Below are 14,901 nucleotides of genomic sequence, written 5' to 3'. Positions count from 1 at the left end.
CGTTAAACTCGATCCATACCAATTGCACGTCCGAGAAGTCGACACCAGAGAGCAGGCCATAGCCACCACGTGAGTGAACACAGCGAATTTCCCGCCGAGCGTGACGTTCGGTCCACCCTGGAACTCGCCCCCGAAGCAGTGATGCCACTGCTGGGACAGTCCGACGAGAACCTGCGGGCGCTCGAGCAGATGCTGACGGCAGATATCCACGTACGAGGAAACGCCGTGACGCTCACCGGAAAAGTGGCCGATGTGGCGCTGGCCGAACGGGTGATCTCCGAGTTGGCCGCGCTCGCCAAGCGCGCTCAGCCACTGACTCCCGATGCAGTGCGCCGATCGATCGCCATGCTCACCGAGGGCGTCTCGGATTCACCGGCCGAGGTGCTGAGCCTGGACATCCTCTCGCGCCGCGGCAAGACGATTCGGCCCAAGACGCTGAACCAGAAGCGCTACGTGGACGCGATCGACGCCAACACCATCGTGTTCGGCATCGGCCCGGCCGGCACCGGCAAGACGTACCTGGCGATGGCGAAGGCCGTTCAGGCATTGCAGACCAAGCAGGTCAGCCGCATCATCCTGACGCGTCCGGCAGTGGAGGCGGGGGAACGGCTCGGTTTCCTTCCAGGAACGCTGCACGAGAAGATCGACCCCTACCTGCGGCCGCTGCACGATGCGTTGCACGACATGATGGACGACGAGGCGATTCCGAAGCTGATGCAGGCCGGGGTCATCGAGGTCGCCCCGCTCGCCTACATGCGCGGACGCACTCTCAACGATGCATTCATCATTCTCGACGAGGCGCAGAACACCACCGCCGAGCAGATGAAGATGTTCCTGACCCGACTCGGATTCGGGTCGAAGATCGTCGTCACCGGCGACGTGACCCAGGTCGACCTTCCCGGAGGTGCGCGATCGGGGTTGCGGGCAGCCTCGGAGATCCTCACCGACGTGGACGACATCCACTTCGCGCAGCTCACCAGCAGCGACGTGGTGCGCCACCGCCTGGTCTCGGAGATCGTCGACGCGTACGAGCGGTTCGAGTCGACATCGGAGGGCGTCATTCCCAACAGGGCGCAACGCCGCACCGGTGGACCGCGTTCGGCGAGAAGATGATTCAGACATACGAACCGACAGATGCAGGCAACGAGAGCGTGGGTAGTGGCTAGATGAGTATCGAAGTGTCCAACGAGTCGGGGATGGACATCTCCGAACCCGAGCTGGTCTCGGTCGCGCGGTTCGCGATCGCCGGCATGGACGTGCATCCCGCTGCGGAACTGTCGATGGTGCTGGTGGATTCGGCAACGATGGCAGATCTGCACATGCGGTGGATGGATCTGCCCGGCCCGACCGACGTGATGTCGTTTCCGATGGACGAGCTAGAGCCGGGCGGTCGTCCCGATGCGCCCGAGCCCGGGCCGGCGATGCTCGGCGACATCGTGTTGTGCCCGTCGTTCGCCGCGGATCAGGCTGCCGCAGCGGGGCATTCGCTCGAACACGAGCTCGCTCTGCTGACCGTGCACGGTGTGCTGCACCTGCTGGGTTACGACCACGCCGAGCCGGACGAAGAGAAGGAAATGTTCGAGCTGCAGAACCGGCTGCTGGCCGAATGGTACGAGGACGCCAGGCGCGCGGAGGAGGCCGCCGAACAGGCCGCCCGCGACGCCAGGCTACTCGGCAAGGCCGGTTTCGTCGACGGACTCGACCGATGATCTGCGTCGTCGAACAGGTGCAAGTGTGGGGTCCTAGCGCGTGAGCAGTGCTGTTGCGCTCATCGTGTTCGCTGTCCTTCTCGTGCCTCTCGGAGGCTTGTTCGCTGCCGTCGATTCCGCGCTGAACACGGTCTCACGTGCGCGAATCGACGACATGGTCAAGGACGAGCGCCCCGGTGCCACCGGCCTCGTCGTCGTGGTCGGTGACCGCCCGCGATACGTCAATCTGATGGTGCTGCTGCGCATTCTGTGCGAGATCGGCGGCACCGTGTTGCTCGCGGGTGGCCTGACGCAGTTGATCGACTCGACCACCGCATTGGTGATCAGCGCGGTGGCCATGGTGTTGGTCAGTTACGTCGTGATCGGTGTCGGTCCGCGAACCCTCGGTCGGCAGAACGCGTACTCGATCGCGTTGGCGGCCGCATTGCCGTTGCGTGCACTCGGGTGGCTCCTCGGACCGATCAGCAGACTGCTCATCCTCATCGGCAACGCGATCACCCCCGGTAAGGGATTTCGCAACGGCCCCTTCGCCTCCGAGATCGAACTCCGGGAACTGGTGGACATGGCCCGCGAGCGCGGCGTCGTGGCCGACGACGAACGGCGAATGATCCAATCGGTGTTCGAGCTGGGTGACACCTCCGCCCGCGAGGTCATGGTCCCGCGCCCCGAGATGGTGTGGATCGAGTCCGACAAATCAGCAGGACAGGCCACCTCGTTGGCTGTGCGCAGCGGCCACTCCCGCATTCCGGTGATCGGCGAGAACGTGGACGACATCGTCGGCGTCGTGTACCTCAAAGACCTTGTGCAGCAGACGTATTACTCCACCGACGGCGGCCGCGGAGTGCAGGTGTCCGACCTGATGCGTCCGGCCGTCTTCGTTCCCGACTCCAAGGCACTCGACAGTCTGCTCGCCGAGATGCAGCGCGATCGCAACCACATGGCCCTGCTCGTCGACGAGTACGGGGGCATCGCCGGGCTGGTGACCATCGAGGACGTGATCGAGGAGATCGTCGGCGAGATCGCCGACGAATACGATTCCGACGAAGTCGCGCCCATCGAGGAACTCGACGACGGACGCTATCGGCTGTCCTCGCGGGTGCCGCTCGAAGACCTCGGCGAGATCTTCGGCATCGACATCGAATCCGAGGAAGTCGACACCGTCGGCGGGCTCCTCGGTTACGAACTCGGCCGAGTACCGTTGCCCGGTTCGCAGGTGATCACCCACGGCCTGCTGCTGCGTGGAGAAGGTGGCGCAGATCCCAAGGGGCGCGTCCGCATCGCCACGGTCCTGGTCGAAAAGCTCGAACCCGAAGAAGATTCCACCGAGGACGACGACTCGTCCGAGGCCACTCGTCAACACTGAAATCTGGAGGTGCTCTTGTCCGAGCAGAACAACGGTGAGTTCCGATCCGGATTCGTCTGTTTCGTGGGCCGACCGAACACCGGCAAGTCCACGCTGACCAATGCGTTGGTGGGATCGAAGATCGCCATCACGTCCTCGCGTCCCCAGACGACGCGGCACACCATTCGCGGCATCGTGCACCGAGAGCACGCCCAGCTGATCCTGGTCGACACCCCCGGCCTGCACCGACCCAGAACGCTACTGGGGCAACGCCTCAACGACCTGGTGCAGGACACCTACTCCGAGGTCGACGTCATCGGACTCTGCATCCCCGCGGACGAGAAGATCGGGCCCGGCGACCGGTGGATACTCGAACAGGTGCGGCACATCGCGCCCAAGACGACGCTAATCGGAATCATCACCAAGATCGACAAGGTCAAGAAGGAACGCGTCGTACAGCAGCTGATGTCGCTGTCGAAGCTGCTCGGCGAGAATTCGCATGTCATCCCGGTGTCCGCCGAATCGGGCGAGCAGATCGAGAAGCTCGTCGACCTGTTGGCGTCGGAACTGCCACCGGGCCCGGCGTTCTACCCCGACGGTGAGCTCACCGACGAGCCCGAGGAAGTCCTCATGGCCGAACTCATCCGTGAGGCCGCGCTCGAAGGTGTCCGCGACGAGCTGCCGCACTCCCTTGCCGTCGTCATCGACGAGGTCTTGCCCCGTGAAGGCCACGACAACATGCTCGACGTGCACGCAATCCTCTACGTCGAGCGGTCGAGTCAGAAGGCCATCATCATCGGCAAGGGTGGCTCGCGACTCAAAGAGGTCGGCACCGCGTCGCGACTGCAGATCGAGAAGCTACTCGGTACCAGGATCTACCTGGACCTGCACGTCAAAATCGCCAAGGACTGGCAGACCGACCCGAAGCAAATGGGCAAGCTCGGGTTCTGACGTCACTGCTCTCACGTCACCGTGAGCGCGCTTGCAACCTCGGTTTAACACGAACGAAAGCGTCGGCCTGTTTACTGGAGTCAGTCCTCGACCTGCCCTGCGCAGGAGAACTTCAGCGGAAGGACGTGATTCATGTCTTTCGACATTGCTTCCATGGCGGCGGATCTGTCGTCACCGGTCGCCAAGCGTCGAATGGACGGGGCGATCGATTTCCTGAGATTCGAGGGCAAGTGCGACGGTTTTCTTTTTGCCTACAAGGATGACGTCGCCGGAAGGTTCGTCACCGTCGGACAGCGTGGATATGGAGACACCGTTGCTGATTTTCTGACCGGCAGCATCGATACGCGACCCGAATTCGAGAAGCAGTTCTCGAACCACGAGTTCATCTTCGATTGGACCGAGGTCCCCGGTTTCGCCACTTCGTACAGCGGGAGCCAAATACTGCGGCCTCAGGGCTTCAACAACGGCGTGCTGATGTTGCTGCACGACAACGCCGGCGACATCATCGGTATGTGCCACGGGAATGTGGAGAAAACGGACTTCCCCGGCACCGGCAAGGAACTACTCGAACGGATGCGGCCGGCATTCACCGGATACGCGCTGGACCGCCGCTCTGCGGCGCGCTTCCGGCTCACTCATCGTGAGTTGCAGATTCTCGACTGTGTTCGACGAGGAATGTCGAACTCCGAGATCGGCGAACAACTCTTCCTGTCGCCGCGAACGGTCACCACCCACGTCGAGAAGATTCTGCGCAAACTGGGCGTACCCAATCGCGTCCTCGCAGCTGTGTACGCCACCGAACTCGGTCTCGGTTCCGACGATCGGTCCGTCGATTCGCAGCACGCTTTCCTGCGCTGATCTGAAGCGCGACACAATCTGAAGCGCGACACAATCTGCAGCACAAAATGATTCGCAGTGCCATGGCGGCGTCGGTGACACCGACGCCGCTTTCGTGTTGCCGATCGACTCCGCACCGTAACAGCATCGAAACATGTTGTGCTGCAACGTAGATTCATGTGACTCAGCGGGCAAAGTATACGTATTTCGACGTATATGAAGTACAGGCCTGCACTGTCTACCGTTGATCATCCGCACAAGTTCGCCGTCGCACTACGCGGAATCCTCGACCCGTACTTCGCTTTCGGAGCCCGAATACGCGTCCCCACAGGCCGGTCAATCCTCAGATCGAAGGAACATGTCCCATGAAACTGGCTGTCAGAACGGCCACCGCATGAGCCCGCGCACGTCGTACCGGCGACGTCCGATATCGATCGTCGCCGCCATCGCTGTCGCGGCCCTCGCCATGAGCGCATTCACGGCGTGCGGTGCCAGCAGTGCCGCAGATGTCGAGACCGGCAACACATTTGTCGTGGCCATCGAATCCGAGGCCGACGTTCTCGACCCCCAAGTCGCCGGAGGTTGGGTCAGCTGGCGAATCAACCAGCAGATCTTCGAGCCCCTGGTGACCGAAGATCTCCGCACGCCGTCTTCGGAAGCGGCTGTACCCGCTCTCGAGCCCGGGCTGGCCGAGTCCTGGGACGTGTCCGAGGATGGACTGACGTACACGTTCGACATTCGTCGAGGGGTCTCGTTCCACGACGGAACGCCGCTCGATGCCGAGGCAGTCGAATACAACTTTCGTCGTATGTGGGACAAGAGCGCTCCGCAGTACTCCGCCAAGGCCGCGGGCCAGACGAACTTCATCTGGCAGAACACGGCCGATGTCCAGGCCGTCGACCAGTACACGCTCGTCGTGACCGAGTCCCAACCGTTCTCGCCCTTCCTTCGCATGCTCGCCCAGGGCGGAAACGGTTCGACGGCGATCATGAGCCCGGCCTCGATCGAAACCTACGGCGACGATGTCGGCGACCATCCTGTCGGTACCGGGCCGTTCGTCTTCGACGAGAGAATTCGCGGTGAGCGGATCAGCCTGGTGCGCAACGACAATTACTGGGGCACGAAACCCTCGATCTCGGGCGTGGTGTTCCGGCCTCTTCCCGACGCGTCGGCGCGGGTAGCCGCATTGCGCAGTGGTGACGTCGACATGATCGCGGTACCGAGCCCGGACAGTATCGACAACTTGGTGAGTGAGGGCTACCAGCTGTCGGAGGGGACGCCGCCGCACGTGTGGTACCTCTCGTTCAACATGCAGGACCCGAACATGGCGATCAAAGAAGTGCGGCAAGCGATCAATCTGGCCATCGATCGAGACGGGATGGCAGATGATCTTCTTCGCGGAAGTGTCAACCCCGCCTACGGTGTTCAAGCCCCGGCGAACGGCGCGTACGTCGAGAGGACCGATGCATACACGCGGGACATCGCCAAGGCGAAGGAGCTGCTGGCCTCGGTCGGCCTGCAGGGCGGCTTCACGACGACCTTGATCACCTCCGTGGACGGTTCGGGCCAGATCATTCCGACGCAGATGGCGGAATATCTGCAGCAGAATCTCGCCGAGATCGGAATCGACATGCAAATCCAGACGCAGGAATGGATTTCGTATCTCGGCACGTGGGCGCAGGGTATGAAGCCCGGTGTCGGTATGGCCCAGATGTCGTGGGGAATGACCACCCCGTACTGGCTTTACATCGTCACGTCCTCGAAGTTGCAGTCTCCCAACGGAGTCAACGTGGGGTACTACTCCAATCCCGACCTCGACTCGGTGATGGATCAGGCGATCCGAGCGACGGACGAAGACGTTGCGAACGACTACTGGCGTCAGGCGAACGACATCGTCACCGAGGACGCCGCGCTGGCACCTGTGGTCAACGACAAGGCTCCGTACGTGTTGGCCCCGTACGTATCCGGATTCGTTTCGCCCAGCGAGGAGTGGTACGACCTGAAAGAAGTGAGGCTCGAACAATGATACGTACGGTGGCACATCGCCTGCTGTCCACGATCCTGGTTCTGTTCGGAGTCAGCCTGATCGTCTTCATGTTGCTGCAGTTGGTCCCGGGAGATCCGGCACTGACCATTCTCGGATCCGGTGCGACCGCTGAGTCGGTTGCTGCCGTGCGAACCGAACTGGGTCTCGATCGCTCACTGCCGATCCAGTACCTCGACTACATGGGTGGCCTGCTGCAAGGTGATTTCGGTCGGTCGTTGACGGTGAACAAGCCGGTGTCGGAGATCATGCTGCCTCGGCTGTGGAACACGATCATTCTCACGTTCGCTGCTCTGCTGCTGTGTGTCGTCATCGGAGTTCCGCTCGGAATTGCGGCGGCCCGCAAGCAGAACAGTGTGTTCGACCGGATCGCGATGTTCGCCTCGCTCGCCGGAGCGAGTGTGCCCGTCTACTGGTTCGGGCTCGTGTTGATCGGCTTCTTCTCGATACGTCTCGGGGTGTTCCCGACCTCGGGAATGTACAACAGTCGGAGCCCGGGAGGTCTGGGGGACATGCTCATCCACCTCGTACTACCTGCGGTCGCGGCGGCACTGGTGCCGTTGGCGGTGATCGCCCGCATGTCACGTTCGGTGATGGTGGATGTGTTGCAGCAGGACTACATTCGCACACTCAGGGCGTCGGGACTGTCGGAGCAGTCGGTGCTGTGGCGACACGGACTTCGCAATGCGCTGCCGCCGATCGTCACCGTCATCGGTCTGCAGGTGGGCTACTTGCTCGGCGGGGTTGTCTTCGTCGAGGTCGTGTTCGGGTGGCCGGGCCTGGGGCAACAGCTCTACACATCCATCACGCAGCGAGACATCCCTGTTGTGCAAGCCGGGGTGCTCTTCATCGCGCTCGCATTCGTCGTCATCAATCTCGTCGCCGACACGGCGGTCGGGCTTCTCGATCCACGCTCACGGAAGAAGGTTTCGGCATGAACGTATCGGTCGGTGTCGATACTCGGTCGCGTCGCCGAGTGGCTCGAAGGCGATCGACAGCTCCGCCGACCACCGAGGCTGCAGTTCAGGCTTCGGCCCTGCGCCTCGGTCTGCGGGCATTCGGACGCGACAAGGTAGCGGTGGCGTCAGCGGTGTTCCTACTGCTGGTCGTCCTCGCATCGATCTGTGCGCCGCTGCTCACCCCGTACAGCCCGACCATGGGAGATCCGGTGAACAGGCTTGCCGGGATCGGCACCGAGGGACACCCACTGGGCCTCGACGGCCAGGGGCGGGACATTCTCTCCCGCCTGCTCTACGGCGGACGCAACTCCCTCGTCGTGGCAGTGGTGCCGGTGCTGGTGGTCTTTCCGATCGCGTTGATGATCGGACTGTTCGCCGGCTACAAGCGCAGCAGGGCAGGCGAACTGCTGATGCGCATCCTCGACGTCCTGTTCGCTTTCCCCCTCGTTCTGTTGGCAATTGCACTGTCGGCAGTGCTCGGGGCAGGACTGGGCAATGTGATGCTGTCCATCGGAATCACCCTTGTGCCGTACATGGCTCGGGTGGCGTACACCGCGACGGTGCAGGAATCGGGCAAGGAGTACATCGAGGCGGCGCGGGCATACGGCGCCAACGTCGGCCATCTCATGTTCAGAGAGCTTGCTCCCAACGTCATGGCCAACCTCACGGTGTACGCAACTACGTTGTGTGGCTTGATGATCGTCGTAGCGGCCGGCCTCAGCTTCCTCGGTGTCGGCGTCGTGCCACCCACCGCAGACTGGGGCATCATGACCTCCGACGGCTCCAGCGTGCTCCTCGAAGGTATCTATCACATCGCCACCATCCCAGGCATCGTCATCCTTCTCGTTGCCCTGTCGTTCAACCTCGTCGGCGACGGAATCCGTGACGCCCTCGATCCGAGAAAGCAGACGAGCTGATGACCGCACTGTTGAGCATCGAAGACCTCAGCGTCGACTTCCATACCGACGGTGGTGTGGTGCAGGCGGTCAAGAACGTCGACCTGTCGGTCGAACCGGGGGAGATCCGAGGGCTGGTCGGTGAGTCCGGATCCGGCAAGAGTGTCACCTCGCTCAGCGTCCTCGGCCTTCTCGGGTCAGGGCGAGCCCGAATCAGCAGTGGCCGCATCCTCTTTCGTGGGGAGAACGTGCTCGAGAAAGACGAGCGAGCCATGCGTGAGATTCGCGGTGGCCACATCGGATTGGTGTCGCAGAATGCGCTCAGCGCGCTCGACCCGTCGTTCACGATCGGTGCTCAACTGGTCGAGGTCATTCGCTTGCATCAGAAAGTCGATGCCAGGACAGCGCGCAGAACTGCGTTGGAAGCCCTGGAGCTGGTGGCACTGCCTGATGCGGTGAGAAGAATGAAGGCGTACCCGCACGAGCTCAGCGGTGGACAACGTCAGAGAGTCGTCATCGCAATAGCGCTGGCGTGCCGGCCCGAACTGCTGCTGGCGGACGAGCCGACCACTGCACTCGACGCCACGGTGCAGAAGCAGATCCTCGACCTACTTCTCGACATCAACCGTGAACTCGGTACGGCAATCCTGATCGTCACCCACGACTTCGGCGTCGTCGCCCATGTGTGTTCCGAGGTCACCGTCATGCGGCACGGACGAATCGTCGAAACCGGGACGCGTGCAGACATTCTCGAGCGACCCCAACATCCGTACACCCAGGGACTGATGAATGCCGTTCCCAAATTGCGCTTGTCGGCCGCAGAGCGAGCGATTCCGCGCTCGAGCCGTCGATTGTTCGAGTTCTCACACGATTCGATCTCCGAAGGGGGGAAGAACAATGTCTCAGCTTGATCATTCGACGTCGTCGGCAACCGCATCGGTTGGCAAACTGCCGCTGGTTTCACTGCGTGATCTGCGAAAGGTCTACCGCGTTCGAGGCGACGGCCGATCCATGACAGATTTCGTGGCCGTCGACGACGTCAGCTTCGATATCGGACGGGGTGAAACGTTCGGATTGATCGGTGAATCCGGCTCGGGCAAGACAACGACAGGCCGCATGGTGCTCGCCCTGGAGACGGTGAGCTCGGGCTCGGTGCTGTTCGACGGCAACGACATCGCAGCGCTCAGCCCGTTGGACATGCGTCGCTACCGCAAGAACATGCAGATCGTCTTCCAGGATTCGGGCTCCGCGTTCAATCCGCGTCGTAGCGTCGGCTCACAGGTCGGATATGCCCTCGAACGCTTTCAGCTCGCCGCCAAGAAGGACATCCGCGGCGCAGTGCTCGAGATGTTCGATCGAGTCGGCATGGAGCCATCGCACTACGACCGCTACATTCACGAATTCTCGGGCGGCCAGCGGCAACGTCTCGGAATCGCACGCGCTCTGATCACCGACCCCGACTTCGTCGTTCTCGACGAGCCGACCGCAGCTCTCGACGTGTCGGTCCAGGCTCAGATTCTGAACCTGCTCAAAGACTTACAGGCCGAACGCGGACTCACTCTGTTGCTCATCACACACAATCTTGCTCTGGTGGAGCACATGTGTGACCGCGCAGGAGTGCTCGACCGCGGACAGCTGGTCGAATCCGGACCCGTGGACGAGTTGCTGACGAATCCGCGGACCGACATCACCCGCACCCTCGTCGAGGCCGTACTGGAGCCCAAGATCGGGGTCACGCGATGACCGAGCATCGCTGGGCAGCAGCAGCCTTGGCAGCTCGCTCGGTGTCTGCGGAGCTCGCCGGCGGAACTCTGGCCGACGTCGCGGCATCGGCGGCGATCGAGTCGGCACATCGTCTCGCGACCGCACTGACCGTGGACACACCGCTACCGCTGCAGTTGACCATGGACAGGAGCTGTGATGAGTGCTGACAGTGCCCACGGCGATTTCGACCCACTCGCCGCGTCGGTGACCGCCATTCACCGCCGAGTCGAGTCCGGAGTTCTGGACCCGGTTGCCGTCGTCGATGCATACCTCGCCCGAATCGACGAGATGGACGACGAGCTGGAGTCGTTCGTCGTGGTGAACGCCTCGCAGGCCCGGGCGGTGGCCGAACGTCAACGCGATTCCATTCGGCGCGGGGAACCCGGAGGCCCGATGCGAGGCGTGCCCTTCGCCGTCAAGGATCTGTACGACGTCGAGGGAATCCCTACCCGATCGGGTTCGCTCGCCTCGTCGGATGCTCCGGCGCAGAAAGATTCGGAGACCGTTGCGCGTCTGCGTGCCGCCGATGGCATCGTGCTCGGCAAGACCACCACCCACGAATACGCGTACGGGGTCAACACTCCGCCGACGCGGAACCCGTGGGCGCTCGACCGGGTGCCCGGAGGGTCGAGCGGTGGCTCGGGTGCATCCGTTGCGGCTCGGCTCGTCCCGGCTGCGATGGGGACCGACACCGGTGGGTCGATTCGGATACCAGCAGCTCTGTGTGGGGTCACCGGAATGAAGGCCACCTACGGACGGATCAGCAAGCGCGGAGTCACGGTGTTGAGCTGGACACTCGATCATGCCGGTCCGCTGACGACGACGGTCGCCGACTGCGCGACGATGCTCGGTGTGTTGGCAGGGCATGACCCACTCGACCCGTACAGCACCGCGATCGAAGTGCCGGATTTCACCGCACAGCTCGACAGGGGAGTACGCGGCCTGCGGCTGGGGGTCAGCGAACGCTACTTCACCGACCGTCTCGATCCCGACGTGGCAGCGGCGTTCGACACTGCTGTGCGGGTACTCGAAATTGCCGGTGCCACCATCGTTCCGGTGCGCTTCGACGGCGTCGAGCTCTGCCCCGACATCGTCGGCGTCATCGCGTCCGTGGAGGCCGCATCGCTGCACCAGGCCCGTGCGAACGAACGCCCGGATCTGTTCGGGTCCGATGTGGTCGATGCTCTTCGGGTGGGTCACCTTCACAGCGGTGTCGCCTACGTCGACGCACAACGAGCACGGTCGGTCGTACTCGACGGAATGCATCGGATGTTCGGATCGGTGGACGCGTTGCTCTCACCGACCATCGCCACCACAGCACCACTGTTTGGCGCATCGCGAATGGCGTTGGCAGGCAGCGATATCGACATACTCAACGGCCTGAACGCCCTGACGGTCCCGGCGAACGTGACCGGGATGCCGGCGCTGACGGTACCGGCCGGGTTCGATTCCGCAGGATTGCCGATCGGACTGCAGATCATGACGCCACCGTTCGAGGAAGCACTCGCACTGGCTGTGGGCAACTCGTACCAGTCCCTGACCGACAGTGCCGCAGCGGTACCTGTCATCACCTCGAGAGAAAGAGTCGAACCATGAGCACACAGGATTTCGATCCCACCCGCGAACAATTGGCAGCAGTTTTCGAGTACGCGGGACTAGACATCGAGCCGGAGCGCCTCGAGGACAAATTCGAGGTCTATCGAAGCACGCTGGGACTCATTCGGAAGGCAAGCGTCACGGGCATCGGAGAGACCGTCCCTGCTGCGGCGTTCAAGGCCTCCTGGACCTGATCACCGCCACATCGGCATTCACTCGTCGTATGAAAGGACCACCGACATGCAGTTGTACGAACTCTCTCTCACCGAGGTAGCCGAGAAGATCCGCACCCGGGAAGTATCGCCAGTCGAAGTCACCCAGTCGTCCCTCGACCGTCTGGCCGAGGTGGAGCCTGCAATCACGGCCTTCGTCACGGTTACTGGCGACCAAGCGTTGGCGCGAGCAGCCGAGGCCGAGCGAGAGATCGCAGCCGGCCGGTACCGCGGTGCCCTACACGGCATTCCGCTCGGCGTCAAAGATCTGTACGACACCGCAGGGATCCTGACGACGTCCAGTTCCCAGCAGCGTGCCGCGAACGTGCCGACAGCCGACAGTGCGTCGGTAGCCAAGCTGAACGACGCAGGAATGATCGTGGTCGGCAAGACCCAGACACACGAATTCGCCTATGGAGCAACGACTCCGACCGCAGGGAATCCGTGGGACGTCACCCGCACACCCGGTGGCTCCAGCGGCGGTTCCGGTGCAGCGGTCGGCGCGGGAGTCGTGCACGTCGCGTTGGGAAGCGATACCGGTGGATCCATCAGAATCCCCGCGGGTGTCTGCGGGGTGGTCGGACTCAAGCCCACGTTCGGACGGGCATCCCGCGCTGGTGTCGCATCGCTGTCCTGGTCTTTGGATCACGTCGGACCGTTGACACGCAACGTCTCCGACGCGGGACTGGTGCTGGGCGCGATGTCGGGCTACGACCGACGCGACCCGGCGTCCGTCGACATGCCGGTTCCCGATTTTCTCGCGGGCATCACGGACGGAGTCGCCGGGACTCGAATCGGCATACCGTCGAACTTCTACACTCACAACGTTCAGCCGGAAGTCACCGAAGTTGCGCATCGCGCCGCAGAAGCGCTCGAACGACTCGGCGCGATCCTGGTGGAGGTCGAGGTACCGCTCGCAGAGTACGTCCTGCCGGTGGAGTGGGCGATTCTGACCGCCGAAGCCAGTGCCTATCACATGGATTCGACGCGGCAGTCGCCGGAGTTGTTCACCGACGAAGTGCGAACGTTGGTCGAAGCGGGCGAAGCAATTCTCGCGACCGATTACATCAATGCGGTCCGCCTGCGTACGCGAATTCAGGAGGCGTGGAGGAACATGTACTCGACGATCGACGTGTTGCTGGCCCCGACCGTTCCCGGTGTCGCATCGCTACGCAGCGATCCTTTCTTCCATTGGGAGGATGGAACAGTGGAGGGTTCGACCAGTGCGTATTCGCGAATGTCCGCCCCGGCGAACGTTACCGGTCTTCCCGCGCTGCAGGTACCCGCCGAGTTCTCGGCCGGGGGCTTGCCGATCGGCGTTCAGATCATCGGGAAGCCGTTCTGCGAGGCGGAGATACTGAGGGTGGGCTACGCGCTCGAGCAGTCAGCCGATGTGGTCGGGCGCATCGCGCCCGTCGTCACCGCAGGCAGCGCGGCTCTCTGACGTGTCGTCCCACGACATCGAGGGTCCGGTGATCGCGTCGATCGTCGGGCACGAGTCCGATCCGTCCCTGGCGGATCGGATTCACCGGCTACGGCACGACGGTTTAGTCGAATACGTACACATCCCGGCGGAGGACATGGATCGGACCCGACTTCGCGTGAGCTCCGATGCCGGGCGTGACTATCGCATCGCACTCGGTCGCGAGCATCGGGTGCAGGATGGCTCGGTGCTGCTGCTCGAGTCCGAGCGTGCCGTGGTGGTTCGCGCAAGCGAACCCCGAGTACTGGTGTTGCGCGCAACCTCCGTATCGGCGGCACTACGGCTCGGATTTCTCGCCGGCCACCTGCATTGGAAATCCTCCATGACCGACGATGTCGTCGAGGTGTCCATGGAAGGTGAGGTGGACGACTACCTGAACCGGATCGCGGAGCTCGTCGCCGACAGGTCGGTGGAAGTGCAGTCGCAGTGACGGTCTCCGAGATGCTGATGACGTTGCGGCTGGGCGACAGTGCATTTCCCTCGGGTGGATTCGCATTCTCGTCGGGACTCGAAGGTTCGTATCGCGACGGATTCGTGACCGACGAGTCGGGAATGAAGGAATTCACGCGTGAGCAGGTGATCGGGCGCTGGAACACCGTCGATCGCCGAGTGTTGAGTGCGGCGTGGCCTCACGGGGCTGCCGAGGTCGCCGACCGCCGATGCGAGGCGCACAGCATCATGTCGGTGCTGCGCGGAGCCTCGCGTCGGGCGGGGGCCGCTTTACTGGGAACGTTCGCCGCTCTCGGTCACGAGGAGGCGGCCGACTACCGTCGGTCCGTTCTCTCCGGGGCCGTTCCAGGTCATCTCCCGGTGGCCCAGGCGCTGTGCTTCCGCGCGGCGGGACTGTCGCAGACGTCGGCGGAAACGGTCAGTGTCTGGCAGGCCGTCTCGGGAATCGCCGGTGCGGGCTTGAGGCTGGGCATCGTGGGCCACCTCGGGGCCCAGCGCGTTCTGGCAGACCTCGAGCCGACGATTGCCGACGTGCTGAGCGACCGACCTCCCACCGACGCGGCGAATCTGCATTCCTTCAGTGCTTTCGCAGACATCTCGGCTCAGCGTCGCAGCGATGGCGCGCGGCTGTTCGCCAGTTGAGTCCGATACCCCTACA

The 14,901-nt window shown here is 63.0% G+C and carries 16 protein-coding genes; all 16 read left to right on the top strand.

What is annotated here, in order from left to right; all coding sequences use genetic code 11:
* Positions 1-69 precede the first annotated feature (69 nt).
* Complete coding sequence (locus R4P47_RS07945) at positions 70-1,113, top strand: PhoH family protein (protein WP_032394544.1); 1,044 nt, start codon at positions 70-72, stop codon at positions 1,111-1,113.
* 53 nt (positions 1,114-1,166) lie between these two features.
* Entirely contained in the window at positions 1,167-1,709 is a 543-nt protein-coding gene (gene ybeY / locus R4P47_RS07940) for an rRNA maturation RNase YbeY (protein ID WP_068052336.1), read from the top strand.
* A gap of 40 nt (positions 1,710-1,749) precedes the next feature.
* The gene (locus tag R4P47_RS07935; protein ID WP_068052334.1) at positions 1,750-3,072 is read left to right on the top strand and encodes a hemolysin family protein; all 1,323 of its coding nucleotides are present in this window, start codon (positions 1,750-1,752) and stop codon (positions 3,070-3,072) included.
* Between the two features lie 15 nt (positions 3,073-3,087).
* Positions 3,088-4,002 carry a GTPase Era gene (gene era, locus R4P47_RS07930; protein WP_068052356.1) on the top strand — a complete coding sequence of 305 codons (915 nt, stop codon included), beginning with the start codon at positions 3,088-3,090 and terminating at the stop codon, positions 4,000-4,002.
* Between the two features lie 132 nt (positions 4,003-4,134).
* A complete protein-coding gene (locus R4P47_RS07925) occupies positions 4,135-4,860 on the top strand; it encodes a response regulator transcription factor (protein WP_317784445.1) in 726 nt (241 codons plus the stop codon).
* A 373-nt stretch (positions 4,861-5,233) separates the two neighbouring features.
* Positions 5,234-6,865, top strand: a complete 1,632-nt coding sequence (locus R4P47_RS07920) for an ABC transporter substrate-binding protein (RefSeq protein ID WP_317784444.1) — start codon at positions 5,234-5,236, stop codon at positions 6,863-6,865.
* 8 nt (positions 6,866-6,873) lie between these two features.
* Positions 6,874-7,821 (top strand): ABC transporter permease, encoded by a 948-nt coding sequence (locus R4P47_RS07915; RefSeq protein WP_317784443.1) that lies wholly within the window; start codon positions 6,874-6,876, stop codon positions 7,819-7,821.
* Positions 7,818-8,759 (top strand): ABC transporter permease, encoded by a 942-nt coding sequence (locus R4P47_RS07910; RefSeq protein WP_300519943.1) that lies wholly within the window; start codon positions 7,818-7,820, stop codon positions 8,757-8,759. The genes R4P47_RS07915 and R4P47_RS07910 overlap by 4 nt, the downstream gene beginning before the upstream one ends.
* Positions 8,759-9,649: an ABC transporter ATP-binding protein gene (locus R4P47_RS07905; RefSeq protein WP_317784441.1), complete on the top strand. Its 891-nt coding sequence runs from the start codon at positions 8,759-8,761 to the stop codon at positions 9,647-9,649. The genes R4P47_RS07910 and R4P47_RS07905 overlap by 1 nt, the downstream gene beginning before the upstream one ends.
* A gap of 100 nt (positions 9,650-9,749) precedes the next feature.
* Positions 9,750-10,481, top strand: coding sequence for an ATP-binding cassette domain-containing protein (locus tag R4P47_RS07900; RefSeq protein WP_317784440.1), 732 nt, complete (start codon positions 9,750-9,752; stop codon positions 10,479-10,481).
* On the top strand, positions 10,478-10,669 hold the full coding sequence (locus R4P47_RS07895; protein WP_317784439.1) for a hypothetical protein: 192 nt from the start codon (positions 10,478-10,480) through the stop codon (positions 10,667-10,669). Before R4P47_RS07900 ends, R4P47_RS07895 begins: the two co-directional genes overlap by 4 nt.
* Positions 10,659-12,098 carry an amidase gene (locus R4P47_RS07890; protein ID WP_317784438.1) on the top strand — a complete coding sequence of 480 codons (1,440 nt, stop codon included), beginning with the start codon at positions 10,659-10,661 and terminating at the stop codon, positions 12,096-12,098. The genes R4P47_RS07895 and R4P47_RS07890 overlap by 11 nt, the downstream gene beginning before the upstream one ends.
* Positions 12,095-12,292 (top strand): hypothetical protein, encoded by a 198-nt coding sequence (locus tag R4P47_RS07885; protein WP_300519958.1) that lies wholly within the window; start codon positions 12,095-12,097, stop codon positions 12,290-12,292. The genes R4P47_RS07890 and R4P47_RS07885 overlap by 4 nt, the downstream gene beginning before the upstream one ends.
* Positions 12,293-12,338: 46 nt before the next feature.
* Positions 12,339-13,754: an amidase gene (locus tag R4P47_RS07880; protein ID WP_317784437.1), complete on the top strand. Its 1,416-nt coding sequence runs from the start codon at positions 12,339-12,341 to the stop codon at positions 13,752-13,754.
* Between the two features lies 1 nt (position 13,755).
* The gene (locus tag R4P47_RS07875; RefSeq protein ID WP_317784436.1) at positions 13,756-14,223 is read left to right on the top strand and encodes an urease accessory protein UreE; all 468 of its coding nucleotides are present in this window, start codon (positions 13,756-13,758) and stop codon (positions 14,221-14,223) included.
* Positions 14,220-14,885: an urease accessory protein UreF gene (locus R4P47_RS07870; protein WP_317784435.1), complete on the top strand. Its 666-nt coding sequence runs from the start codon at positions 14,220-14,222 to the stop codon at positions 14,883-14,885. The genes R4P47_RS07875 and R4P47_RS07870 overlap by 4 nt, the downstream gene beginning before the upstream one ends.
* The last annotated feature ends 16 nt before the right edge of the window (positions 14,886-14,901 follow it).

Source organism: Rhodococcus sp. IEGM 1370 (genome assembly GCF_033142325.1).
Lineage (GTDB): Bacteria > Actinomycetota > Actinomycetes > Mycobacteriales > Mycobacteriaceae > Rhodococcoides.
The sequence above is the reverse complement of the archived record's forward strand: the minus strand, read 5'-3'. Positions and strand labels throughout refer to the sequence as shown.